At 69.0% G+C, this 23,230-nt stretch carries 22 protein-coding genes; 7 read left to right on the top strand and 15 right to left on the bottom strand.

Going from position 1 to position 23,230, the window contains the following annotated elements; translation table 11 throughout:
* Positions 1-34: 34 nt before the first annotated feature.
* Both ACFVWR_RS11675 and ACFVWR_RS11670 read right to left on the bottom strand, forming a co-directional pair.
* Positions 35-1,291, bottom strand: a complete 1,257-nt coding sequence (locus ACFVWR_RS11675) for an ABC transporter substrate-binding protein (protein WP_387211706.1) — start codon at positions 1,289-1,291, stop codon at positions 35-37.
* 124 nt (positions 1,292-1,415) lie between these two features.
* On the bottom strand, positions 1,416-2,330 hold the full coding sequence (locus ACFVWR_RS11670) for a DMT family transporter (protein WP_387211703.1): 915 nt from the start codon (positions 2,328-2,330) through the stop codon (positions 1,416-1,418).
* 83 nt (positions 2,331-2,413) lie between these two features.
* On the opposite strand from ACFVWR_RS11670, the gene ACFVWR_RS11665 reads away from it, so the two are divergent.
* Positions 2,414-3,913 (top strand): glycosyltransferase, encoded by a 1,500-nt coding sequence (locus ACFVWR_RS11665; RefSeq protein ID WP_387211700.1) that lies wholly within the window; start codon positions 2,414-2,416, stop codon positions 3,911-3,913.
* A gap of 18 nt (positions 3,914-3,931) precedes the next feature.
* Here ACFVWR_RS11665 and ACFVWR_RS11660 read toward each other — a convergent pair whose 3' ends face one another.
* The 7 genes from ACFVWR_RS11660 to ACFVWR_RS11630 all read right to left on the bottom strand — a co-directional run bounded on the left by ACFVWR_RS11660 (position 3,932) and on the right by ACFVWR_RS11630 (position 8,536).
* On the bottom strand, positions 3,932-4,261 hold the full coding sequence (locus tag ACFVWR_RS11660) for an ATP-dependent DNA ligase (protein ID WP_387211697.1): 330 nt from the start codon (positions 4,259-4,261) through the stop codon (positions 3,932-3,934).
* Positions 4,262-4,284: 23 nt separating this feature from the next.
* Positions 4,285-4,617: a hypothetical protein gene (locus ACFVWR_RS11655; RefSeq protein WP_387211694.1), complete on the bottom strand. Its 333-nt coding sequence runs from the start codon at positions 4,615-4,617 to the stop codon at positions 4,285-4,287.
* 68 nt (positions 4,618-4,685) lie between these two features.
* Entirely contained in the window at positions 4,686-5,105 is a 420-nt protein-coding gene (locus ACFVWR_RS11650; RefSeq protein ID WP_387211691.1) for an organic hydroperoxide resistance protein, read from the bottom strand.
* Positions 5,106-5,191: 86 nt separating this feature from the next.
* On the bottom strand, positions 5,192-6,115 hold the full coding sequence (locus ACFVWR_RS11645) for an SDR family NAD(P)-dependent oxidoreductase (protein WP_387211688.1): 924 nt from the start codon (positions 6,113-6,115) through the stop codon (positions 5,192-5,194).
* Complete coding sequence (locus ACFVWR_RS11640; protein WP_387211685.1) at positions 6,112-6,429, bottom strand: chorismate mutase; 318 nt, start codon at positions 6,427-6,429, stop codon at positions 6,112-6,114. The genes ACFVWR_RS11645 and ACFVWR_RS11640 overlap by 4 nt, the downstream gene beginning before the upstream one ends.
* 65 nt (positions 6,430-6,494) lie before the next feature.
* A complete protein-coding gene (locus ACFVWR_RS11635) occupies positions 6,495-7,832 on the bottom strand; it encodes an FtsX-like permease family protein (RefSeq protein ID WP_387211682.1) in 1,338 nt (445 codons plus the stop codon).
* Positions 7,829-8,536, bottom strand: a complete 708-nt coding sequence (locus ACFVWR_RS11630; RefSeq protein WP_387211679.1) for an ABC transporter ATP-binding protein — start codon at positions 8,534-8,536, stop codon at positions 7,829-7,831. The genes ACFVWR_RS11635 and ACFVWR_RS11630 overlap by 4 nt, the downstream gene beginning before the upstream one ends.
* Before the next feature lie 153 nt (positions 8,537-8,689).
* On the opposite strand from ACFVWR_RS11630, the gene ACFVWR_RS11625 reads away from it, so the two are divergent.
* The gene (locus ACFVWR_RS11625) at positions 8,690-9,985 is read left to right on the top strand and encodes a GNAT family N-acetyltransferase (RefSeq protein WP_387211676.1); all 1,296 of its coding nucleotides are present in this window, start codon (positions 8,690-8,692) and stop codon (positions 9,983-9,985) included.
* A gap of 136 nt (positions 9,986-10,121) precedes the next feature.
* Here the strand turns inward: ACFVWR_RS11625 and ACFVWR_RS11620 are convergent, their stop codons facing one another.
* Positions 10,122-11,408: an adenylosuccinate synthase gene (locus ACFVWR_RS11620; RefSeq protein ID WP_387211673.1), complete on the bottom strand. Its 1,287-nt coding sequence runs from the start codon at positions 11,406-11,408 to the stop codon at positions 10,122-10,124.
* Positions 11,409-11,532: 124 nt separating this feature from the next.
* Between ACFVWR_RS11620 and ACFVWR_RS11615 the strand changes: the two genes are divergently transcribed.
* From ACFVWR_RS11615 to ACFVWR_RS11600, 4 genes are all read left to right on the top strand, one after another.
* Complete coding sequence (locus tag ACFVWR_RS11615; protein ID WP_387211670.1) at positions 11,533-12,183, top strand: TetR/AcrR family transcriptional regulator; 651 nt, start codon at positions 11,533-11,535, stop codon at positions 12,181-12,183.
* Complete coding sequence (locus ACFVWR_RS11610) at positions 12,180-12,950, top strand: hypothetical protein (RefSeq protein WP_387211668.1); 771 nt, start codon at positions 12,180-12,182, stop codon at positions 12,948-12,950. The genes ACFVWR_RS11615 and ACFVWR_RS11610 overlap by 4 nt, the downstream gene beginning before the upstream one ends.
* A complete protein-coding gene (locus tag ACFVWR_RS11605; RefSeq protein WP_387211665.1) occupies positions 12,947-14,803 on the top strand; it encodes a YhgE/Pip family protein in 1,857 nt (618 codons plus the stop codon). Before ACFVWR_RS11610 ends, ACFVWR_RS11605 begins: the two co-directional genes overlap by 4 nt.
* Before the next feature lie 121 nt (positions 14,804-14,924).
* A complete protein-coding gene (locus tag ACFVWR_RS11600; RefSeq protein ID WP_387211662.1) occupies positions 14,925-16,169 on the top strand; it encodes a metallophosphoesterase in 1,245 nt (414 codons plus the stop codon).
* Positions 16,170-16,221: 52 nt separating this feature from the next.
* Here ACFVWR_RS11600 and ACFVWR_RS11595 read toward each other — a convergent pair whose 3' ends face one another.
* The gene (locus tag ACFVWR_RS11595) at positions 16,222-16,824 is read right to left on the bottom strand and encodes a TrmH family RNA methyltransferase (RefSeq protein WP_387211717.1); all 603 of its coding nucleotides are present in this window, start codon (positions 16,822-16,824) and stop codon (positions 16,222-16,224) included.
* A gap of 156 nt (positions 16,825-16,980) precedes the next feature.
* Here ACFVWR_RS11595 and ACFVWR_RS11590 point away from each other — a divergent pair, with 156 nt between their 5' ends.
* Positions 16,981-17,778 carry an HAD-IIA family hydrolase gene (locus ACFVWR_RS11590; RefSeq protein ID WP_387211658.1) on the top strand — a complete coding sequence of 266 codons (798 nt, stop codon included), beginning with the start codon at positions 16,981-16,983 and terminating at the stop codon, positions 17,776-17,778.
* Positions 17,779-17,795: 17 nt separating this feature from the next.
* On the opposite strand, the gene ACFVWR_RS11585 is transcribed toward ACFVWR_RS11590, so the two are convergent.
* From ACFVWR_RS11585 to ACFVWR_RS11570, 4 genes are read right to left on the bottom strand one after another with little or no spacing between them, the layout of a single operon-like run.
* A complete protein-coding gene (locus ACFVWR_RS11585; RefSeq protein WP_387211655.1) occupies positions 17,796-19,709 on the bottom strand; it encodes a glycoside hydrolase family 127 protein in 1,914 nt (637 codons plus the stop codon).
* On the bottom strand, positions 19,706-21,433 hold the full coding sequence (locus ACFVWR_RS11580) for an amylo-alpha-1,6-glucosidase (RefSeq protein ID WP_387211652.1): 1,728 nt from the start codon (positions 21,431-21,433) through the stop codon (positions 19,706-19,708). Before ACFVWR_RS11580 ends, ACFVWR_RS11585 begins: the two co-directional genes overlap by 4 nt.
* Positions 21,434-21,435: 2 nt before the next feature.
* Positions 21,436-22,254 carry a carbohydrate ABC transporter permease gene (locus ACFVWR_RS11575; protein WP_387211649.1) on the bottom strand — a complete coding sequence of 273 codons (819 nt, stop codon included), beginning with the start codon at positions 22,252-22,254 and terminating at the stop codon, positions 21,436-21,438.
* Positions 22,251-23,219 carry a carbohydrate ABC transporter permease gene (locus ACFVWR_RS11570; protein ID WP_387211646.1) on the bottom strand — a complete coding sequence of 323 codons (969 nt, stop codon included), beginning with the start codon at positions 23,217-23,219 and terminating at the stop codon, positions 22,251-22,253. Before ACFVWR_RS11570 ends, ACFVWR_RS11575 begins: the two co-directional genes overlap by 4 nt.
* Between the last annotated feature and the right edge of the window lie 11 nt (positions 23,220-23,230).

Genomic DNA, 23,230 nt, shown 5'->3' with positions numbered 1-23,230 from the left:
CCGCTGTGCGGCTCCCGGGCCTCGGTGATCACGGTCATTTGCTGGAGCAGCCCGTGAGTTCGTCGATCTTCTTGGATGCGGTGGCCGTGCCTTCGTTGAGCCCCGTGCCGCGGGTCAGGCTGCCGATCAGGGGGACGTAGGCGTCACTGTCGACCTGCGTGGCGTTCGGAACCTGCGGCAGGTAGAGCCGCGAGTCGGGCACCTGCGACGAGAACACCGACACCACCGGGTCGGCCTTGAGGTCGGCGTCGTCGGCCAGGTCTGTCCGCAGCGACGGGAAGCCGGTGGAGAGGGAGAACTTCTTCTGCGCCGTCTTCCCTGTCCAGTAGGCGAGGAACTCCTGCGCCTCCTGGGGGTGCTTCGACTTGGCCGAGATCGCCAGCGGAGCGGTGGAGCCGAGTGTCACCCGCTTGCCCGACGAGTCGACGGGAACAGGGACGATGCCCAGGTCGATACCGGCCTTCTTGTAGCCCGGAGCGGCCCACGGGCCGTTGATCTCCATCGCGGCCTTGCCGGCGGAGAAGAGCGCATCCGCCTCGGCGCCGGTCAGCCCGACCGGAGTGATCTTGTCCTTCGTGACGAGATCGACCCAGGGCTTCAGACTGTCGCGACCGGTGGCGCTGTCGAGAACGCTGCAGTTGTCTTTGCCGACGATGTCGCCGCCCTCGAGCCACTGCAGAACCGGCCACATCTGAATCGTGTTGTTGTCGGCCAGCACCAGCCCGTACGTGTCGCCCTTGGTGAGCTTCTTCGCCGCGGCCTGCAACTCGGCCACCGTCTTCGGAGGGGTCACCCCGGCCGCCGTGAAGAGCGCCTTGTTGTAGTAGAGGCTCAGCGTGGCGTAGTTGGCCGGCACGGCGTAGAGCTTCTTGTCGTAGGTGAACTCGTTCACCAGCGCCGGCGCGAAGTCGTCGACGTTGATCTTCGAGGCGCCGTCGCCCGTCAGCGTGAGCGGCAGCACCGACCTGGTCTTGACGTACTGCGCGATCACGTTCGGGTCGGATGCCGGTGCCGCGATGTCGGGGCCTTGCCCGGTCATCCACGCCGACGGCAGCTTCTGCTGGATGGTGTCCCACGGCTCGGCGGACATGGTCACCTTGATCTTCTTCTGCGAGGCGTTGAAGTCCTTCACGATCTGCTGGTATCCCGGGGCATCGCCGCCGGTGAATCCTGTCCAGACCGTGAGATCGACGGGGCCGCTCGCGTTCGAGCCGCCGCCGGAGCACCCGGTGGCGGCCAGGGCCACCGCCGCCGCGACGGCGACGACCGCGAGCTGTTTCTTGTAGTGCATGGAGACTCTCCCTTGAGCGAGGTGACGATGATCGGATAAAAACTGCTTCATCGTTAAAGCAGATAGTAGACGACGTCGGCGCCCGAGCACAATGGCGGTGTGGCGGCCGGTGACTCCGGAGCGGTCAGACCGACGCCGTCGGAGCCAGCTCCGCCTGCCGCCGCGTGAAGATGCGCACTCGCTGCTGCGTGAGCAGGATGCCCGCCAGCACCACCACCGCGCCCACCGGCTCGTTCCACGACAGCGTCTCGTGCAGGATCAGGATGCCGAGCGCCACCCCGACGACCGGGGTCACATAGGTCACTCCGGATGTGGCGGTCGGGCCCCAGGCGCGCAGCACGTTCATGTTCCAGATGTAGACGACCCCGGTGCCGAGTGCGCCCAGCGCGAGCAGGCTCAGCAGCACCGGCCAGCTGAACGTGACCGGTCCGAGAGCGAGCACGGGCGTGAGCACGACCATGATCAGCGCCGCAACGCCGATGTTCATCACGGCGATCGTGGTGGCCGGCATCGCCCGGTGGCTGATGAACTTGCGGATGTAGCCGAAGCTGAAGCCGTAGCAGGTGACGGCGCCGAGGCACGCCAGCTGTCCCCACACGCTGCCGGTGAGAGCGGCGACCTGCCAGGGCCCGATGACCACGACGACGCCGACGATTCCGACTAGCACCCCGAGCACCTGGTCGCGGTTGAGCTTCTCCACCCGGAAGGCCGCGGTGACCAGGATGGCCGTCGTGATGGGTGTGACGGCGTTGTAGATGCTCGCGAGACTCGACGACACGTACTGCTCGGCCCAGGCGAAGAGAAGGTACGGGATGACGCAGTATGTGATGGCCACCACCACGAAGTGCAGCCAGACGATCGGCTCGCGGGGAAGCCGTGCCCGCACGATCACCGCGATGATGCCGAGCGTGATCGCGCCGAACACGAGACGCGCCCACACCACCTGACCGAAGCTCACGCCGTCGAGCGCGACCTTCATGAACAGGAAGCTGGCGCCCCAGACGAGACCCATGGCGATGAACTGCAGTGCTACCTTCACGACTCGACGCTATCGGTCCCCGCCGACAGGCGCTCGCGCTTTTCGGACACAGGGTATCGTGGCCGGAGTTAGACGAGTGGGGGATGCGCGTGGATGTGCTGTCGGTCGTGAACACGACGCTGGTGATCGTGTGCCTGATTCTTGCGCTCACCGGCCTGATCCCCGTGATCGCGGCAGCGGCCACGTTCGCAGCGATCCCGTTCCACGCCTCGATCAACCACTACGGCAAGGCGAAGCCGTACCTGCCCCGGGTGGCCATCGTCGTGCCGGCCTGGAACGAGGGCGCGGTGATCGGCGCATCCATCGACCGCCTGATGAAGCTCGACTACCCGCGCGAGGCGCTGCGCATCTTCGTGGTCGATGACGCGAGCACCGACCAGACCCCCGACGTCGTGCGCGAGAAGGCGGCCCTCTACCCCGGCAACGTCGTGCTGTTGCGCCGGGAGCGTGGCGGCGAGGGCAAGGCCCACACGCTGAACCATGGCATCGCAGAGATCCTCAGAGACGACTGGATGGAGGCGCTGCTCATCATGGACGCCGACGTCATCTACCTGCCGACCTCGCTGCGCAGGATGACCAGGCATCTGGCCGATCCCGAGGTCGGCGCGGTCTCCGCGTACATCCGCGAGGGCAGCGAGGATCGCAACTATCTCACCAAGTTCATCGGTGTCGAATACGTGCTCTCGCAGCCTGCCGCCCGGCGCGCGCAGAACGTGCTCGGTGCGCAGGCCTGCCTCGCCGGCGGTGCGCAGCTGCACAGTCGCGAGAACCTCGTCGCCATCGGTGGCCGCATCGACACCTCGTCGCTGGCAGAAGACACGATCACCACGTTCGAGACCCAGCTGCAGGGCAGAAAGGTCGTGTTCGAGCCGCTCGCCGAGGTGCTCGCCGAGGAGCCGCGCACCGTGGCGAACCTGTGGAAGCAGCGCCTGCGCTGGGCCCGCGGCAACGTGACCGTCACCGGCCGCTACGAGAAGGTCTGGTTCCGCCCGTCGAAGAACCACCGTCTCGGCGACTGGACGTTCGGCACCGTGTGGTTCAGCCTCTGGCTGCTGCCTCTGATCATGATCGTGTCGTCGATCGGTCTCGTCGGCCTGCTGTTCCTGCATCCCGAGATCGCCACGACGGCGTTCCGCGCTCTCTGGATCGGCGCGTCGCTGGCCTACATCTTCATCCTGGTGCTCGGGGCGCTCACGGATGCGCGCACCAGCCGCCGCGCGTGGGGTCACGTTCTGCTGTTCCCTGGCATCGTCAACACCCTCGTGATGATCGTGGCGCTCTTTCCCGCACTGCTGCTGGAGTGGCTTCCGCAGGCGTTCGGCGTGACGCTGAGCGAGCGCACGCTGTTCGTGATCACGCTCTGCATCTACGTCTGGATTCCGTTCTCGATGGCCGTCGCGTGGCTCGCGCGCGCGGTCGAGCCGACCTGGGCCGGTCGCTGGCTCACTCCGGCGCTCATCTACCTGGCCGGGTACGGCTCGCTTCTGTGCGCGATCACGTTCGACTCCTACCTGAAAGAGCTGGCCGGCGCCGAGTCGAAGTGGGACAAGACCGAGAAGGTCGGCCGCGTCGCCACCACCTGATCGTGCCGGCCCGTCCGATCAGGTGGACGTTCCTCGCGGGGGCTCGTCGAGGCTTCCCTCGTCGAGCAGTTGCAGGCCCATGGCCGAGTTGGAGGAACGCAGCAGCGCGTCGATCCAGGTGGGGTTGATCTGCGGTATCCGGCTGTCGCTGTACTTGAAGTGGAGGTCGGTGCTGACGCTGATCCAGACGCTGCTCCTGCCGTTTCCGACCGACTCGTTGTCGCGCCAGTTCAGCATGAGCGGCTCCTGCCGGCGGAGCTTGTTCGTGATGACGATCTGCAGGTGTGCCAACAGCCGGTCGTCGAGGGTGATCGCGAGCCGGTCGGCTCCGTAGAAGAGTGTGCCCATGTCGCGCCGTCAGCAATCCGCGGTCATGACAGACCACCGTCGGGAAACTGCAGCTGCTCGTCGTCGCCGGCCAGTGGCACCGGCGGCCGGAGACTCGCCGCCTTCGTGTTCATCGAGGCCACCGCGTCGCTGTCGTCGAGGTCGGCTCCCCGGTCGAGGGCGGTCGCCGCGAACAGCTGGCTCGCTGGGCCGATCAGCAGCTGCGTGCGGCTGATGACACCCTCATCCGACAGAGACGGAACATCGACGACATCGGACTTGCCGACGTCGGCCAGCGCCTTCGCGTACTGCAGGAGGGCGTCGCACACGGAGTCCCCGAGAAGCACGTACCCGCTGGCGTAGAAGAGCTTGCGCATGACGAACAGTGTCGTCGCACGAATCGGTGCGCCAACCCCCTTGACGAACCGCCGCTCTGCGCCTGCGGTCAGTCGACGATGGTCACCTTGACCGGGATGTTCCCCCGGGTCGCGTTCGAGTAGGGGCAGACCTCGTGAGCCGCGTCGGCGAGATGCTCCGCCTGCTCGCGGCCGACCCTCGGGATGTAGACGTCGAGCTCGACCTCGAGGCCGAACCCGCCCTCGCCGTTCGAGCCGATTCCGACGCTCGCCGACACGGAGGCGTCGGTGGTGTTCAGCTTCTCCTGGCGCCCGACGGCGTGAATCGCGCTCAAGAAGCAGGCGGAGAATCCGGCGGCGAACAACTGCTCCGGGTTCGTGCCCTCGCCGGAGCCCCCGAGCTCCTTCGGCGGGCGGGTGTCGAAGTCGAGCAGATCGTCTTCGCTGCGGACGTGTCCGTCCCGTCCCCCACCAGTGGCGTGCGCGATTGCGGTGTAAGCGATGTCCATGGGTTCAGCCCATACCAGCCGTCTGGATGCGACCTGAGAGTATGCGATCGACCCCGGGTGTATGGGTGCGCACCGACCGCGCGGTGTCAGCCGATCTCGAACCGCTGGCCCGAATACTCCTCGAGCAGGCTCCAGAGGCGTGCGCCCACCCGGGGGCTGCGCGTGGTCGGCGTCGCCCAGGAGGCGACCGGCGCGCCCTTCGTGACTGCGCGCGGGCCGTAGAACTGCCCGCTCACCGCATCCGGATCGAGGGCCGCCCGCACCGCTGTCAGCGCGCCGCGGTCTTTGCCCTGGGTCCACGCGGCCTGCAGGTTGTCGACGAAGCGCTTGGCGTGCGACGGCTGATTGACCCCGCGGATGCCGGGCGTGCGGCCCGAGGTGGAGTATCCGGGATGCGCGACCAGGCTCGACACGTCACTGCCGGCCGCCCGCAGCCGCCGCGCGAGCTCGAAACCGAACGCCTGCACGGCGATCTTGGAGCGGGCGTACGCGTGCCACGAGTCGTAGGACTCCTCTTGCTGGAGGTCGTCGAGCGGAAAACGGGCGAGCAGCGTCGCGAGCGACCCGAGGGAGACGACCCGGGCGCCGGGCGTGCGCTCGAGCACCGGCATCGCGAGCGCGGTGAGCTGGAAGTGCCCGATCACGTTGGTGGAGAGAACGAGCTCGTTGCCGACCGCATCCGTCGCCCGCGCGCGAGGCGCATGCACGATGCCGGCGTTGAGCAGGAGAACGTCGAGACCCTCCCGCTCCACGAGCGAAGCTGCCGCTCGGGCAACGGACCCACGGTCGGACACGTCGATCGGCATCGCCTCGACGCTCGCGCCGGGAACCCGTCGCCGGATTGCGGAGATCGCGGCTTCTGCGCGCTCAGGGTCGCGGCAGGCGAGGATCACGTGGGCGCCGGCTGACGCGAACTGCTCGCTGGCGAAATAGCCGATGCCGGCGTTGGCTCCGGTGACCGCGATCGTCTTGCCCACCGCGTTCGGAAGGGCGAGCGGGTTCCAGGTCACCGAGAGCTCTCGGTGGCGATCCGCTCGTGGTGGTGGATGACCTCGGCGATGATGAAGGTCAGGAACTTCTCGGCGAACGCCGGGTCGAGGTGGCTCTCCTCGGCGAGCGCGCGCAGGCGCTGGATCTGCTCCTTCTCGCGCTCGGGGTCGGCGGGCGGCAGACCGTATTCGGCTTTCAGCGTGCCGACCTGCTGTGTGAACTTGAACCGCTCCGCGAGCAGGTGCACGAGCGCGGCGTCGATGTTGTCGATGCTCTGCCGGATGCTGTGCAGCTGCTCGACCGCTTTCGCCTCTTCTTCTGCGTCATGACCCATGCTCCGACCCTATCCGGAGGCCGCCGTGAGTCGCGTCAAAACCACCTTCCGCGACTCGGGCGGGGTCAGAGCGAGGGGGAACGGTCCGCGAGCACGCGCGCGAGCACCGGTCGCGTGGCGAGAAGACCCAGCCAGACGATGAGGATGCCGGTCGCAAGGCATCCGACGATCATCGCGATCGTCGCCGGGCGCACCAGCAGCACGTATCCGGTGAGTGGAAAGATCACCACCGCGGCGACGACGGCCGACCCGATGGTCGTGATGCGGAGCGGCGACAGCACGGCGCGCCCGCGGGCGGCGTTCATGGTCTCCACGGGCATCCCGAGCCTGTCGAGGCTCACGTAGAGCTCGCGGCGGTCGAGCACCGCGGAGGCCTGGTTGACGCCGACCGAGCAGGCGACCATGAGAAAGGATGCGACGACAGTGATGATCACGCCGGTTCTGATGTCGGCGTAGAGCTGCAGCGACTCCCGGTCGAGCTGTCCGTTCTCGCTCATCATGCCGAGCAGCGCGACCCCGACCCCGGCGAACACCGCCATGAAGCTGGTCATCGCCACCCCCGACACCTGGCGCCAGGCGGCTTTCGGCGATTCGAGGATGCCCCGGGCCGCGAGCAGCTTCTTCACCGTCTTCGCGCGCTTCGCCTGACCGGATGCGACGAGCCGGATCACCCACGGCCCGACCAGCCCCAGCACCGCGAGCGTGCCGCCGAACCCGACAGCGAGCACGGTCAGCACGATCCCGAAGCCGGCGGCGAGTTGGATCGCGTTCATCGCGGCGAACGTGACCGCCACGACCACGACGCCGATCACGACGCGCACCCAGTGCATCGGCGGCGCGACCTGTTTCGTGCGCACGCCGAGCGGCGAGACGATCACGCTCCGCAGACCCACCACCGCGCTCACGGCCGCCAGGAGGGCGATCGCCAGCACGGCGGCGACGACGAGGATGGGCGCGAGCAGCACCGACGTGCCGAGCGGCTCCCCTCGGAACGGGATCAGCCCGACGAGGGGCGACACCGCGACAGAGACCACGACCCCGACCAGCGCGCCGGCGATCGCGAGCACGGTCGACTCGATGACGGTCAGCGCGCCGACGGTGGCCGGCGTAGCGCCGAGCAGACGCAGGCTCGCGAGCCGGTCATCCCGCCGCCGGGCCGACAGTCGCGCGGCCGACCCGCCGAGCGCCACGAGCGGCACGATCAGCAGTGCGAGAGCCACGACCGCCAGCAACTGGTAGAGAAAGGCGGTCTGGCCCGTCCAGGTGAAGAAGGCCTGCGCACCACCGCAGACGATGAGCAGGAGCGCGGTGACCACGGCGAAGGCGACCACCGGCAGCACCACGGTGCTGCGATCGGAGGCCGTGCGCCGCGAGAGCAGCCAGGCGATGCGGAGCGTGGTCACGCGGTCACCGCCTCGTCGACGATGCGGCCGTCAGCGAGCCGCAGAACCCGCGAGCAGCGGGCGGCGACCTCCTCGTCGTGGGTCACGACCACCAGGGAGCGTCCCCGGCCGGTCGTCGAGTCGATGAGCGCGCTCATCACCTCGGCGGAGGTGCGCGAGTCGAGTGCGCCGGTCGGCTCGTCGGCGAAGACGACGGATGCGCCGGTCACCTGAGCGCGCGCGATGGCCACCCGCTGGGCTTGGCCACCGGAGAGCTGGCCGATGCGGCGCGACTCGAACCCGGCGAGACCGAGCGCTGCGAGCCACCCGCTCGCGTTCTGTTCGGCGACGGCACGGGCGGTGCCGCCGAGCATGAGCGGAAGGGCGACGTTCTCGACGGCGGTGAGCTCGGGCAGCAGGAAGCCCTGCTGGAACACGAAGCCGAAGGCCTCCCGGCGCAGGCGGGAGCGCTCCTTCTCGCCGAGCGTCGTCACATCCACCGTCCCGGACGGCGTCGCGAAGAGCACGGAGCCCGAGTCGGGCCCGATGATGCCGGCGAGGCAGTGCAGCAGCGTCGTCTTGCCGGAGCCCGACGCGCCCATGATGGCGACCGACTCCCCCGCGCCGATGCGGAAGTCGACGCCGCCGAGCGCGATGGCGGAGCCGTAGGTCTTGACGAGAGCGGAGGCCGCGAGCACGGAGATGGGAGGAGGGACGGTGTTCATGCCTCCATGCTCGCCGGGCGTCCGGATGCGCGCATCGGCCTGGCGGCGCATCCTCGCCAGCCTGCGTCATCCGCTCGGCTGACCCGCTCTCGTACCGTGCCCGCTCTCGCGCCGGCCCTGCTCTCGCGCCGGCCCTAGGGATACGGTGGAGTGGTGACCGAGCCATACCTCACTCAGCCCATCGACGAGCAGTCCGCTCGCGCCGTCTCCGACGCCGGGCTCCGCCTGGCCATCGTCGACACGTCGGACGACGCCGCCTTCGACGAGTGGATCCGAGCCGACTTCCGCGGGTTCCACAGCGAGCATCCGAAGCCCGAGCTTCTGGCGGAGGCACGCGGCTACCTGCGCGATCGGCGCACCACGGCGGTGTACGACGACGCGATTCCGGATGCGGGGCGCACATCCCCGGTCGGAACCGTGAACTCGTGGATCGCCCCCCTGACCGTTCCCGCCGGCGCGACGGTGGACAGCTGGGCGATCAGCTCGGTGACCGTGGCCCCGACCCATCGACGTCGCGGCGTCGCCCGCGCGCTTCTGGGCGGCGAACTGCGCACTGCCAAGGCGCTCGGCGTTCCGGTCGCGGTGCTCACGGTCTCCGAATCCGTCATCTACGGCCGCTGGGGATTCGGACCCGCGACGAGTGCGACCGGGTGGCGCGTCGACACGAAACGCGTGCGCTGGGCCGGCGGCGAGACCACCGGCCGGCTGTCGTTCACCCAACCGGATGCGTACCGGCAGACCGCATACGACGTACTGAACCGCGTGATGGCGGGCAGGGCGGGCGAAATAGCGCTGTCGCCCTACCTGGCCGACCGTCTCATCGGCCCGCTCACCGGCACCCCCGACGCCGACAAGTACCGTCTCGTGCGCTACGACTCCCCTTCCGGCGAGCCGGAAGGGTTCGTCAGCTACGTGGTCAAAGACGGCGACGACTTCGTGCGCCACACCGTCGAGGTCACCTACCTCGCGGCCGCCACCGAGGCCGCGTACACGGCGATCTGGCGGTATCTCCTCGAACTCGACCTGGTCGCCGAGGTGAGCATCGGTGTGCGGGGCGTGGACGAACCGCTCCCGTATCTCGTCTCCGACGTGCGCGGCGCCCGGGTGGCGAGCGTGGAAGACCACCTGTGGGTGCGCATCCTCGACGTGCCCGCCGCCCTCACCGCACGCCGCTACGAGCGCGACGGCTCCCTCGTGCTCGAGGTGAGCGACGACCTCGGGTTCGCCGCGGGCCGCTACCGGTTGAGCGTGTCAGACGGCTCGGCCGAAGTCACCGCGACGACGGATGCGCCCGACGTCTCCCTCTCGGTGAGCGCCCTGGGCAGCGTCTACCTGGGGCAGGATGCGGCCCGAGGTCTCGCCGTGGCCGGCAAGCTGACCGGCGACGCCCCCGCGTTCGACGCGCTCTTCCGCACCTCGCAGCCCCCGCTCCTCTCCACCTGGTTCTAGCCCGCACCCCTCACCCCTCGCGCCGGCGAGATGCGCCGAAGTGTGCCCAAACGCGGCGAATGACGACACTTCGGCGCATCTCGATGGCGCGCGGGTGGGGGTGGTGTGGGGGGTGGGGGGTGGGGGGGGTGGGGGGTCAGTCTACGAGGTCGTGGCGGGAGATGATCTCGTCGCGGGCGGGGCCGACGCCGATCGCGGAGATGCGGGCGCCCGAGAGGCGCTCGAGCGCGAGCACGTAGTCTTGCGCGTTCTGCGGAAGCTCCTCGAACGTGCGGCAGCCGCTGATGTCTTCGCTCCAGCCGGGGAACTCTTCGTAGATCGGCGTGGCGTGGTGGAAGTCGCTCTGCGACGCCGGCACCTCGTCGTGGCGCACGCCGTCGACGTCGTAGGCGACGCAGACGGGGATGCGGTCGATGCCGGTGAGCGTGTCGAGCTTGGTGAGCACGAAGTCGGTGACGCCGTTGATGCGCGCCGTGTAGCGGGCGATCGGCGCGTCGTACCAGCCGGTGCGGCGCGGACGGCCCGTGGTGGTGCCGAACTCGAAGCCGCGCTCGCGCAGGAACTCGCCCCACTCGTCGAACAGTTCGGTCGGGAACGGGCCCGCGCCGACGCGCGTCGTGTACGCCTTGACGATGGCGATCACGCGGTCGATGCGATTGGGGCCGATACCCGAACCGGTGGCCGCGCCGCCCGAGGTGGAGTTGGAGGAGGTGACGAACGGGTATGTGCCGTGGTCCACATCCAGCATCGTGGCCTGGCCGCCCTCGAAGAGCACGTACTTGCCGGCGACGAGCGCCTCGTGCAGCAGGAGCGAGCTGTCGACGACCATCGGGCGCAGCCGCTCCGCGTAGCTGAGCAGGTCTTCGACCACCTCGTCGACCGAGATCGCGCGGCGGTTGTAGATCTTCACGAGCAGGTGGTTCTTCTGATCGAGCGCGCCCTCCACCTTCTGGCGCAGGATGTTCTCGTCGAAGAGGTCTTGGATGCGGATGCCGACGCGGTTGATCTTGTCGGCGTACGTCGGCCCGATGCCGCGACCGGTGGTGCCGATCTGGCGTTTGCCGAGAAAGCGCTCCGTCACCTTGTCGATGGTGCGGTGGTACTGCGTGATCACGTGCGCGTTGGAGCTGATCTTGAGGCGTGAGACGTCGACGCCTCGCGCGATCAGCCCGTCGAGCTCTTCGAACAGCACCTCGATGTCGACGACGACACCGTTCGCGATCACCGGGGTGACGCCTTCGGTCAGGATGCCGGACGGAAGCAGGTGCAGGGCGTACTTCTCGTCGCCGACGACCACGGTGTGACCCGCGTTGTTTCCGCCGTTGAACTTGACGACGTAGTCGATGCGGCTGCCGAGGAGGTCGGTCGCTTTGCCTTTGCCTTCGTCGCCCCACTGGGCGCCGATGATCACGATCGCGGGCACTGTTCAGTCCTCTCGATGGGATGGAGCGCGCCGGCGCCGCCGCCAAAGCAGCCTGCTCACCGTCGCACTCGATCCTATCGCGGGTTATCTTGCACATGGCTGTGCAAGATAGTAGAATACGGATATGTCCCCTTCTTCTCCCGCTCCGCAACCGCGCGCACCACGACGCGACGCCGCCGAGAACCGGGAGACGATCCTCATCGCGGCCGCTGCCGCCCTGAACGAAGACATCGACGCCTCGCTCGAGACGATCGCCGCCCGCGCCAACCTCAGCCGCCGAGCGATCTACGGTCACTTCGCCACCCGCGACGACCTCATCGTCGACGTGTACACGCGCGGCGCGGCACGGCTGGCGACGCTGCTGGAGCCGGTGGCGCATCCGGATGCCCGGGTCGAGATCGCGCTCTACGGCGCCACCCTCTGGGCCGAGGTCGAGCACGTGCGCGTCAACGCCCAGCTCGCCGTGCGCGGCCCGCACCGCGACCGCGTCGCCGAAGCCCTCGAGCCCGCTCGCGAGCGCCTGCGCCAGACGGTCGCCCGCGGCATCGAGCAGGGTCAGCTGCGCACAGACATCGACCTCGTCACCGTCGCCCGCCTCATCGAGAACGCCGCCGTCGCGGTGCTCGACGAGGCCACCCGCACGGGCATGTCGCGCGAGGCCGGGCACCGCCTGGTGATGCTGGCGGGCCTCAGCGCCGCCGGCCTCGGCTGGCGCGAAGCAGACGCCATCGTCGACGACACCCCCGAACTCGCCCTGCAGGAGGCCTCCGCATGAAGATCGTGCTCGACAGCGTGACAAAAGGTTCCCGCAACGCCGCGCTTCCGCCGACCTCCGCCACGTTCGCGACCGGCGAGGTCACGCTCGCCCGTGCGGAGACCGAGCAGCGGCCCACGGTGCTCGGCCTCATCGCGTCGGGTCGCATGCGCCCCGACGCCGGAACCGTGACGATCGACGGCAACACCGACTACGGCGCCATGCGCAGAAAGATCGCGCTGATCGACGCCCCCGACGTGTGCGAGCCGGCCGCCGATGTCACCGTCGGCGGCATCGTGGCCGAGGAGCTCATGTTCGCCGGCCGCCCCTCCAACCCCATCGCGGTCAACCGGGCACTCGCCGAGCTCGGCGCCTCCGAATGGGGCCGATACGCGATCGGCACCGTTCCGCCCACCGTGCGCATCGGGCTGCTCGCCGAGCTCGCCCTGCTGCGGAAAGGCGTGGAGGGTCTCGTCATCACGTCGCCCGATCGCCACGGCGGAGACCCGAACGAGTGGTGGGAGCTCGCGCGGCGTCTCGCCGGGCGCGACCTCGCCATCCTGATCGTGGCCGGGGATGCGTCGGCCGCGGCCATCGCGGCCACCTCCCTCGTCGCCCGGCTCGACGAGTCCACCGCCCCGCGCCCCGCCGGCGCGGAGGACGCCGCAGGCACGTTCGACGAAGACCCCGGGCGCGACGACACCGACGAGCTGCCCGACGTGATCGTCGCCACCGCGCATCCCGAACCCGAACTTCACGCGACAGCACTCGCAGAGGACCCCGAATGAAGATCCCCCAGATGATCGCGGCGGAGTTCCGCCGTCTGACCGCCAGCCCGATGTCCATCGTGGCGCTCATCGCGCTGATGTGCGTTCCGGTGCTCTACGGCGGCCTCTACCTTTGGGCCAACCAGAACCCGTACGACCGGCTCGACCAGGTGCCGGCCGCGATCGTCGTCGATGACACCGGTACCACGGTCGACGGCAAGCAGGTCAACTATGCCGACGAGGTGGCCGACGAGCTCATCGAAGACGGCTCGTTCGACTGGCACCGCGTGACCACCGGGTCTGCGGCGAGTGGCGTCGACAACTCGAAATACGACTTCAGCATCACCTTTCCTGCGGACTTCTCCGAGGCGCTCGCGAGCGCATCCGGAAAGAGCCCGCACCAGGCCACGGTGAAGCTCACGACCAACGACACGAACAGCTACCTCGCCTCGACGATCGGCGAGCAGGCGGCCGAGAAGATCCGCACCTCCATCGTCAAGAAGGTCAACCAGCAGGCGGCCGAGCAGTTCTTGCTCGGTCTCTCCGACATCCGCTCGAACCTCGTCACCGCGGCCGACGGCGCCGCGCAGCTCGTCGACGGCAGCGCGAGCGCGCAGTCGGGGGCGGCGACGCTCGCCGACGGCACAGCGCAACTCTCGACCGGTGCGCAGCAGCTCGACTCAGCACTCGGACAGCTGAGCGGCGGGGCTGCGACGCTTCGTGACGGGGCGGCGAAGGTCGCCGCGGGCAACGACACCCTCGCGGCCAAGGCCAACGAGGTCGCACCCAAGGTGTCGACGGCCGCGGCGGATGCGGCGACCATCGGGCAGCAGCTCATCGCCCAGGTGAACGCCGACCCGGCCCTCACCGCCGAGCAGAAGGCCCGGATCACCGGCGCGGTGAGCGACATCGACGCCAAGGTGCAAGGCGGAAACTCTCAGGTGCAGGGCCTCGTCGGTCAGGTGAACGAGCTCGCCGCGGGCGCCGATCAGGTCGCATCCGGTTCGGCCCAGCTCGCCGACGGCGCGGCACAGGCGAAGGCCGGCTCCGCCCAGCTCTCCTCGGGCGCCCAGCAGGCCGCCGGTGGCGCCGGCCAACTGCGCGACGGCCTCACGACGCTGCACGACGGCACCGCCAAGCTGCACGACGGGCTCGACGACGGGCTCAAGCAGATCCCCGACAACTCGCCCGACCTGCAGAAGAAGCAGTCCTCCACCATCGCCGACCCGGTGAACCTCAAGAACACGTCCATCACGTCGGCGGGAACGTACGGCGCGGGCCTCGCCCCGTTCTTCGTGGCGCTCGCTGCCTGGATCGGCATCTATGCGCTGTTCCTCATCGTCAAGCCGGTGTCGCGCCGGGCGATCACGGCGCTGCACTCGCCGATCAAGATCACGCTCGCCGGATGGCTGACGCCCGGCCTGCTCGGTGCGATCCAGATGGTCGGCCTGTTCGCGGTGCTGGCCGGAGCCCTGCAGTTCAACATCGACAATCCGCTCGGGATGTTCGGCATGATGGCGATGGCGTCGCTCACGTTCGCGGCGATCATCCTCGCCCTCAACGTCTGGCTCGGCAGCGTCGGGCAGTTCCTCGGCCTCGTGCTGATGGTGCTGCAACTCGTCACCGCCGGCGGAACGTTCCCCTGGCAGACCCTGCCCGGGCCACTCGCCGCGCTGCACCACGTGCTGCCGATGTCGTATGCGGTCGACGGAATGCGCCAGCTCATGTACGGCGGCAACCCCGCCACCGCCTGGGCCGACGCGGGCATCCTCGCGCTGTGGCTTCTGATCGCCCTGCTGCTGGCGGCCATCGGGGTGACCCGGATGACCCACTTCCGCACGCTGCGCGACCTGCGGCCCAGCCTCATCGGCTGACCCGCGCCGCCGGCGCGGCGACCACTCGTGCCAATCGTGCGGTTCAGCGGTTCGGAACCCCACGTTCGGCACGAACGGAACCGGCGCCGGGGGTGCCGGGGGTGCCGGGTAGGGTGACGGCGTGAGTGACTCCTTGCGCATCCTGCACCTCAGTGACACCCACCTGTCGGGCGACGACCGTCTGCACTACGGGGTGGTCGACACACTGGCGGCGCTCGACCGGGTGCTCGCCCGGGCCGAAGAACTCGGGCGGGTGGATGTCGTGGTCGCGTCGGGCGACCTCTCCGACGACGGCAGCCCGGAGTCGTACCGGCGCCTGCGTTCCCGTCTCGAGCCGTGGGCGGCGGAGCGCGGCGCCGAGGTGGTCTACGCCATGGGGAACCACGACCTCCCCCAGGGCTTCGAGGAGGTGCTCGGCGACCGCGAGCGCGTCGTGACCGTGCGCGGACTGCGGGTCGTCACCGTCGACAGCACGGTCGCCGGTGCCGGGTATGGCCGCATCGACGCCGATCGCCTGGGCCGGCTGCGGGATGCCCTGGCCCAGCCCGCGCCGCACGGCACCGTCGTCGTGCTGCACCACCCACCGGCCCCACCATCGACGGGACTGTTCGAGCGCTTGCAGCTGGTCGAACCCGAACAGTTCCTCGAGGTGTGCGCGCAGGCGGATGTGCGGCTCATCCTCGCCGGGCACTTCCACCACGCGCTCATCACCACGGCCGGCGCGCGCGACATCCCGGTCGTCGTCGCTCCCGCCGTGGCGAACACCACCGACGTGCTCACGCCGCCCGGCCGGGAGCGTGCGGTGCGAGGCTCCGGCTTCGCGTTCATCCGGATGCACGCCACCGGCGCGATGCGAGCCCACATCGTCAGTGCCCCGGCACCCGACGACGGCCAGACCGTCTACGACCTCGACCAGGCTGCGATCGACCGCATCGCCGCCGACTCCGGCTGGCCCGGCGCCGGTTACTCGGGCTCACAGCTCTGGAAGAAGCTCGGCCTCAAAGCCGGCACGACCGCACAGGTGCTGCACCCAGACGCCGGCTGGCGCATCCCTCTCGACGGCGCTCCGGGCCCGATCGAGTGGCTTGCGCCGGAGGAGTCACCGGCGCACGTCGACCTGATCGTGGCCTTCTACCGCACCGCCGCGCAGTTCTCGGCCGAGCTCGATGCGCTCGGCGAGCGCATCCGGCCGGCGGGGATGCTCTGGATCGCCTGGCCCCGCAAAGCAGCCGGCCACGTGAGCAACCTCGACGAGAACCTCATCCGCGCAGCCGCGATCGACCGTGGCCTGGTCGACGTGAAGGTCGCCGCGGTCGACACCGACTGGTCGGCCCTCAAACTCGTCTGGCGTCTCGGCAACCGCTGAGTCCGCGCATCCGGCCGCCCGCCCCACGCCGCGAGCGCGGGATCGCCGTCGCTCAGAACGTGACGTGCTGGGTGATCCAGGCGTGCATGGCCACCGCGGCGGCCGCGGACGCGTTGATCGAGCGGGTCGAGCCGAACTGGGAGATCTCCACGACGGCGTCGGATGCGGCGATCGCCTCGGGCGACAGGCCCGGCCCCTCCTGCCCGAACAGCAGCACGCACTCGCGCGGGAAGGCGAACGTCTCGATGATGACCGACCCGGGAACGTTGTCGATGGCGATGATGGGGAGGCCCGCATCCTTCGCCCACTCCACGAACCCGGCGACGTCGTCGTGGTGCTGCACGTGCTGGTAGCGGTCGGTGACCATCGCGCCGCGCTTGTTCCAGCGCCGCCGCCCGATGATGTGCACCGTGTCGGCGGCGAACGCGTTCGCGCTGCGCACGATCGAGCCGATGTTCATGTCGTGCTGCCAGTTCTCGATCGCGACGTGAAACGGGTGCCGGTGCTCGTCGAGGTCGGCGACGATCGCCTCCATGCGCCAGTACCGGTAGCGGTCGATCACGTTGCGGGTGTCGCCGTGGCGCAGCAGCTCGTGGTCGAACCGGGGGTCGTCCGGCCACTCGCCCAGCCAGGGCCCCACACCGTTCGTGCTCAGTTCGGGAGTGGCGGCACTGACGCCCCTGTCGCCGGCCGGCTCGGACGGGCTGTCTTCGGGTTCGCGCTGCACCCGTTCAGCGTAACGTTCGGAATGCGATCGAAACCCTGCGGCAACAGCGCGCGCAATAAGCTGTACCCGTCGAAAGGGGATTGCGTGGCGCATCGCGACGAGATCGAATGCTGGCTCACCGACATGGATGGTGTGCTCGTCCACGAGAACAGTGCGCTCCCGGGCGCCGCCGACCTCATCCAGCAGTGGCGGGATGAGGGAACGCCGTTCCTGGTGCTCACCAACAACTCGATCTTCACCCCGCGCGACCTCGCGGCCCGGCTGCGCGCATCCGGTCTGGATGTTCCCGAAGAGTCGATCTGGACGTCGGCGCTCGCCACGGCCGACTTCCTCAAATCGCAGATGCCCGGCGGTAGCGCGTTCGTGATCGGCGAGGCCGGCATGACGACGGCCCTGCACGAGGCCGGCTTCATCATGACCGACACCGACCCCGACTACGTGGTGGTCGGTGAGACCCGCAGCTACTCGTTCGACGCGATCACCAAGGCGATCCGCTTGATCGGCAAGGGCGCGCGCTTCATCGCGACGAACCCGGATGCGACCGGGCCGAGCGCCGAAGGCCCTCTGCCTGCAACGGGCGCCATCACCGCGATGATCTCCAAAGCGACCGGCATGGACCCGTACGTGGTCGGCAAGCCCAACCCGATGATGTTCCGTTCTGCCATGAACCGCATCGGAGCGCACTCCGAGAACACGGCGATGATCGGCGACCGCATGGACACCGACATCGTGGCGGGCATCGAGGCCGGCCTGCACACCATCCTCGTGCTCACGGGCATCAGCGACCAGAGCGAGATCGACCGGTACCCGTTCCGACCCGACGAGATCCTGAACGGTGTGCACGAACTGGTGAAGTCCGGGCTCGTCGAGTCCGACCTGTAGACCAGCTCCGCCGGCCGCTAGCCGCCCGCTGCGATCGGCAGGAAGATGCGCATCGTGCTCGGCCCCCGGTTGGCCCAGCGGTGGTACGGGATGAGCGGCACCCTCGCGGTCGTCACCGAGCCGCGAGCGGGACGCTGCCCGTACGGCCAGGAGGCCGCACGCGGATCGGCGATCGCGATCGCGGCCGAGGCGCCGTCCGCCGTGGCGAGGAGCGGCTGATCCGTGTCGATGCCGATGCGGCTGACGTCCACGCCGGCCGGGAGATCCGTCGACTCGGCGCACAGCACGAGCGGGCCGCGTTCGACGGCGACGGTTCCGCGGAGGGCGTCGATCCCGGGGTCGGGATAGGTCAGTCGCGGCTCCATCGGGAGCTCCAGGCGGATGCGTTCGTCGGCCCCGAACCGCGCCCGGACGCGGGCATACCCTCCGCTGATGGAGACGACCTCGTCGCGGAACCGGACGCGGGCGCCCTCGGCCCAGGCGGGGATGCGGACGCTCACCTCCACCTCCCCGGCGGATTCCACGGCGACCGACGGCGTGCCGGCGTACGGGTACCCGCCGCTGTCGACCCGGATGCGCACGGCCCCGCTCGCGACGGTCGTCTCGAGCTCGGCATCCGCGAACTGATGAAGTTGGACGCCATCGTCGGTCGCCGTTGCGACGTAGGAGGCGACGCTCGCGAGCGTGCGCGCGACGTTGGTCGGGCAACACGAGACCTCGAACCACGGCGCGCGCATGCTCGACTCGGCCCGCTCGCTCACCTCGCCCTCCGCCGGGAGCGAGCCCTGCGAACGCTGATGGAGCGTGTTCGCGTAGTAGAACGCCCTGCCGTCTTCGCGGGGCGACACCAGCACCGCGTTCAGCAGCGTGCGCTCGATGAGGTCCGCGTACTTGGCCTCCCCGGTCTGCAGCAGCAGCCGCCAGCTGAACATGACGGAGCCGATCGCCGCGCACGTCTCGGCGTACGCCCGGTCGGCCGGGAGCTCGAGGTCGCTCCCGAACTCCTCGTTCTGGTGGTGCGAGCCGATGCCGCCGGTGAGATACGTGCGCCGTGCGACCGTGTTGTCCCATTGCGTGCGTAGCGCGTCGAGCAACTCACCGTCGCCGAACTCCGCGGCGACGTCGGTCGCGCCCGCGGCGAGGTACATCGCACGCACCGCGTGCCCGCGCAGAACCTCGGCGTCGCGCACCGGCACGTCGTCGAGAAAGTATTCGCTCCCCTGGAAGAGCGTGGTCTTCAGCCGCCTCCGGCCCCGCCGCTCGACGAGGATGCGCGCCAGCTCCCGGTAGCGCGGCTCGTCCAGGGCACGACCCAGTTCCATGAGCGCGGTCTCGATCTCCGGGTGCCCGCAGATCGCGTCGCGCCCATCCGGACCGAACTCGGCATACACGTGATCTGCAAGCCGTCGTGCCACCTCGACCAGACGGTCGGCATGACCGGTGCGGTGCCGGGCGACGGCCGCCTGGAACAGGTGGCCGAAGCAGTACAGCTCGTGCCCCCACTCCAGATCGGAATACCGGGGGCGCTGCCCCGGCCGCCCGAACGAGGTGTGCAGGTAGCCATCGGCCTCCTGCGCTCCGGCGACCCGGTCGACGAGTCGTCGATAGGCGATCTCCAGGTCGGCGTCGCCGGAGCGCCCGAGCTCCCACGCCATCGCCTCGAGCAGCTTGTAGACCTCCGAGTCGACGAACTCGATCCCGTCGTGGTGCTCCGCGACGGTGCCGTCGGCCGCGCGGTCGAAGTTGCCGATCCACCCGATGCGCTCCATCCACGTCAGGCAGTGCCCGATGATCGCCGTGGCATTGAGCTCCTGCTGGGCATCCCAGAATCCTCCGGTGATCCGGAGCTCGCTCGGGCCGAGCGGCCGCAGAACGGAGGAACGGGGAGCGACAGGTCCGCCCAGGCCGGTGCGGTCGATGGTGTCGGTCATTGCACTCCAGAGGGGGTCGGGGATGCGGCGCGCACCAGCGCGTCGGCCCGCAGGGTGAGGTAGGCGCTCGCCGTCCAGCTGTATGCGCGGTCACGCAGGCCGGCGCCGGTGCGCGCGTCGAAGTTCTCGGCGAACCCGGAAGCCTCGCAAGCGGCGGCGAACGATGCCGCCACGCGGTCGGCCAGGCTCACGTGCCCTGCCCGGCGCAGGCCGTCTTCGATGAGCACGGTGGCGGGCGCCCAGATGGGGCCCCGCCAGTATCCGTCGTCTTCGTAGAGAGGGGAGCCGAGCGGCTCGGTGGCCGGGCCCCACTCGGTGAGGTGCCCCTCGATCGTGGCCGCGAGCCGCTCGGCTGCCTCCGCCGGGAGCTGCTCGCCCAGAACGATCGGCAGCGCGTTGAGGAGACTGCTCGTTCCCGTCGCCTCACCGGTGGACACCGAACGCGCCACGAACCTCCCCCCGCTCCAGAGCTGGTCGAAGAGCGCGGAGCGGATGTCGGCTTCGGCCGAGCGCCAGTGGTCGGCGGGAAGCCCCAGCTCGTCGGAGAGCTCTGCGAGAACGCGCAGTTGCAGGATGAGGAACGCCGCCAGGTCGGGCGACTCGATGACGCCGCCGCGATCGAAGGTGGTCGCGTTGTCCCACCCGCTGTCGTTGCCGTGCTGGTAGTACGGAAGCGCGTGGCCGGGCGCGCGACGGTGATCGAGCCAGAACCGGGTCCACGCGGCCAGGCGCGAGTGCACCTCCTCCAACTGAGCCGGGCGGTACGGCCGCAGAACGCGGGCGCGCAGTTGCGCGAACGCCCAGCCGTGGATCGGCGGCTTCACGAAGTTGTACAACACTTCGGAGTGCGTCACCGAGTCGGGCAGAGCACCGGATGCGGTCTGATGGTCGAACGGGAGCAGGAACTGGTCGAGCGCCGCATCCGGGTCGAGCGGTGCCAGGGCGATGGCGTTGAAGCAGTGGTCCCAGCTCCACACCTTGTCCATCCAGTGCTTGGACATCAGCACGGCCTCTCGCGTGACGAAGCCGGCGGGGGCGACGGTCGCGGACCACAGCACGTACCCGGCCTTGATCGCGGTGGGCGAGGGTTCGCCGGCGAGGAGGTCGGCGCAGTACGACCGGAACTCCGCCTTTCGGGCCCGGACGACCTCATCGAACCCGACCGCTGCGGCAGACGGCGCCGCACTCGTCTCGATCTCCTCGACCAGCACCTCCCAGTCCTCCGCCGAGCCGAAGGTCACCGAGCGCTCGCTCACGCCCACCCGTTCGGCCCCGACGATCTCCGGCCGACCCGCGAGCACGGAGAAGCGGTACCGCCTCCCTGACTCGTAACTCGTGAGCGTCGGCGCTCCGTCGAGCGGGTCGACGAACAGGTAGCCGCCGGTGAAGGGTGTCAGCTCGTCGGGCGCGACGAAGGTCATCCCGAGACCACGGCCGCGGAATCGCACTCCCCGGTCGTCGAAGGCCGCCTCGACCGCTCCCTCCGACGTCGACCAGCTGAGCGTGGACGGCGTCGCGCGCACGTCACCGTCGACCGCCTGACCGCCGAGCTGCGGCACGAGACGGAACACGGGATGGATCCCGAGGGTGTGGGTGACGAGATGGATGTGGTCGGCGACCGTGTGCAGACCGGTCACGCGCGACAGGTCGAGCCAGGCCCCGCGCCGGGAGAAGGGGACCTCGCCGATGTCGAAAGAGAAGTCGTCGAACGAGAAGTCGTTCATGCTCAGTCTTTCACCGCCCCCGCCGTGACCCCGGCCGCGACGTACTTCTGGGCGATGACGAGCAGGACCGCTGCGGGGATGGAGGCCACGACGGCCGTGGCCATGATCGCGTTCCACTCCTGGTTGTTGTTGCCGATGTACTTGTAGATGCCGAGGGTGATGGTCTGCAGCGACCCTCCGCTGTTCAGCGTGGACGAGAAGATGAAGTCCGACCACGCCCAGAGGAAGGCGAACAGCGAGACGGTCACGATCGAGTTGCGGCTGACGGGGAGCACGATCGAGCGGAACGTCCGCCACGTGTCGGCGCCGTCGATCTTGGCGGCGTTCATCAGCTCATCCGGGATGCCCGCCATGAACGCCGAGAAGATCAGCACGCCGAACGGAACCGCGATCGTGGAGTCGGCGATGATCAGACCCCACACCGTGTTCAGGATGCCGAGGTTCAGGTAGATCGCGTAGAACCCCATCGCCATGATGATGCCCGGGATCATCTGCGCGATCAGCAGCACGAAGTTGAGCGCTCCGCGTCCCTTCGGTCGCAGTTTGGCGAGCGAGAACGCGGCCGGCGCCGCCAGGGCGACGGTGAGCACGACTGTGCCGAGGCCGATCAGCAGGCTCGTGCCGAGGTACGGCAACTGCTGACTGAGAACGGCTTGGTAGCCCTCGAAGGTGGGATGCACGGGGAACAGGTTCGGCGGGCTCTTGCGCATCTCCGTCGCCGGTGTGAGAGAGACGTTGATCATCCAGTAGACGGGGAACAGCATCACCAGGGTGAGCACGACGCCCACCGCGGTCTTCCACCAGGGTCGCCGGCCGTTCATGCGATGTCCTGCTTTCGCTGGGTGCGGATATAGATGATGCCGAAGACCAGCGCGATGACGATGAGCACGTTGCCGACGGCGGCTGCCGGGCTGAAGTCCGGAAGGGTCGAGGCGAAGCCGAGCTGGTACGACCAGGTCGCGAGCGTGGTCGACGACGTGCCGGGGCCACCCCGCATCATGATCCAGATGATGTCGAACACCTTCAGCGTGTACACGAGGCCGAGCAGCAGCGTGATGGCCGAGACCGGTCGCAGCAGCGGGAACGTGACCCGCCAGAACTTCTGCCAGCCGTTGGCGCCGTCGAGGGAGGCCGCCTCGTACAACTCGGTGGGGATGTTCTGGAGGCCCGAGTAGAGGATCACGAGGTTGAACGGGATGCCGATCCAGATGTTCGCGATGGTGACGCTCGTCAGTGCCCAATCGGGCGAGGTGAGCCAGTTGATGCCGGGCAGTCCGAAGGCCTCGAGGGCGGCGTTGACCACGCCGGAGTCGCTGTTGAGCATCCACGACCAGGTGGAGGCGGAGACGATGAGCGGCAGCAGCCACGGCACCAGGAACAGCGCGCGCAGGGTGGCGGAGAGGCGGAAGTTCTGGTGGAAGAAGACCGCCAGCGCCATCCCGATGGTGAACTGGAAAGCGATGGAGATCACCGTGAACAACGCCGTGTGCAGGATGGCCGGCCCGAACGTCGGATTGGCGAAGATCTTCACGTAGTTGTCCAGGCCGACGAACGGTGCGTCGCCCTGCACGAACGACCTGACCGTGTAGTCGCGCACGCTCAGCTCGATGTTGCGGTAGAGCGGGAGGGCGTAGAACACCACCAGGTAGATCACCACCGGGGTGAGGAATGCCCAGGCGGCCCACTGCCCTGACCGCCGTCTGCGGGCGCGGGGCGGAACGGCCGTGTCGGCCATCCCGCCCTCGCCCCGCACGGGACCGCGCAGCGCTGTCTGTGTCGTCGTCATGTCTCGTGCTT

This window comes from Leifsonia sp. NPDC058292, from assembly GCF_042880955.1.
GTDB lineage: Bacteria > Actinomycetota > Actinomycetes > Actinomycetales > Microbacteriaceae > Leifsonia.
This window is presented reverse-complemented; position numbering and strand designations above follow the sequence as displayed.

Excerpts from the sequence above, each read along its gene's own strand:
- ACFVWR_RS11575 (WP_387211649.1), bottom strand. The coding sequence starts at position 22,254 with ATGAACGGCCGGCGACCCTGGTGGAAGACCGCGGTGGGCGTCGTGCTC.
- ACFVWR_RS11630 (WP_387211679.1), bottom strand. The coding sequence starts at position 8,536 with ATGAACACCGTCCCTCCTCCCATCTCCGTGCTCGCGGCCTCCGCTCTC.
- ACFVWR_RS11655 (WP_387211694.1), bottom strand. The coding sequence starts at position 4,617 with ATGCGCAAGCTCTTCTACGCCAGCGGGTACGTGCTTCTCGGGGACTCC.
- ACFVWR_RS11585 (WP_387211655.1), bottom strand. The coding sequence starts at position 19,709 with ATGACCGACACCATCGACCGCACCGGCCTGGGCGGACCTGTCGCTCCC.
- ACFVWR_RS11660 (WP_387211697.1), bottom strand. The coding sequence starts at position 4,261 with ATGGGCACACTCTTCTACGGAGCCGACCGGCTCGCGATCACCCTCGAC.
- ACFVWR_RS11610 (WP_387211668.1), top strand. The coding sequence starts at position 12,180 with ATGAAGATCGTGCTCGACAGCGTGACAAAAGGTTCCCGCAACGCCGCG.
- ACFVWR_RS11570 (WP_387211646.1), bottom strand. The coding sequence starts at position 23,219 with ATGACGACGACACAGACAGCGCTGCGCGGTCCCGTGCGGGGCGAGGGC.
- ACFVWR_RS11580 (WP_387211652.1), bottom strand. The coding sequence starts at position 21,433 with ATGAACGACTTCTCGTTCGACGACTTCTCTTTCGACATCGGCGAGGTC.
- ACFVWR_RS11675 (WP_387211706.1), bottom strand. The coding sequence starts at position 1,291 with ATGCACTACAAGAAACAGCTCGCGGTCGTCGCCGTCGCGGCGGCGGTG.
- ACFVWR_RS11665 (WP_387211700.1), top strand. The coding sequence starts at position 2,414 with ATGCGCGTGGATGTGCTGTCGGTCGTGAACACGACGCTGGTGATCGTG.
- ACFVWR_RS11615 (WP_387211670.1), top strand. The coding sequence starts at position 11,533 with ATGTCCCCTTCTTCTCCCGCTCCGCAACCGCGCGCACCACGACGCGAC.
- ACFVWR_RS11650 (WP_387211691.1), bottom strand. The coding sequence starts at position 5,105 with ATGGACATCGCTTACACCGCAATCGCGCACGCCACTGGTGGGGGACGG.
- ACFVWR_RS11605 (WP_387211665.1), top strand. The coding sequence starts at position 12,947 with ATGAAGATCCCCCAGATGATCGCGGCGGAGTTCCGCCGTCTGACCGCC.
- ACFVWR_RS11640 (WP_387211685.1), bottom strand. The coding sequence starts at position 6,429 with ATGGGTCATGACGCAGAAGAAGAGGCGAAAGCGGTCGAGCAGCTGCAC.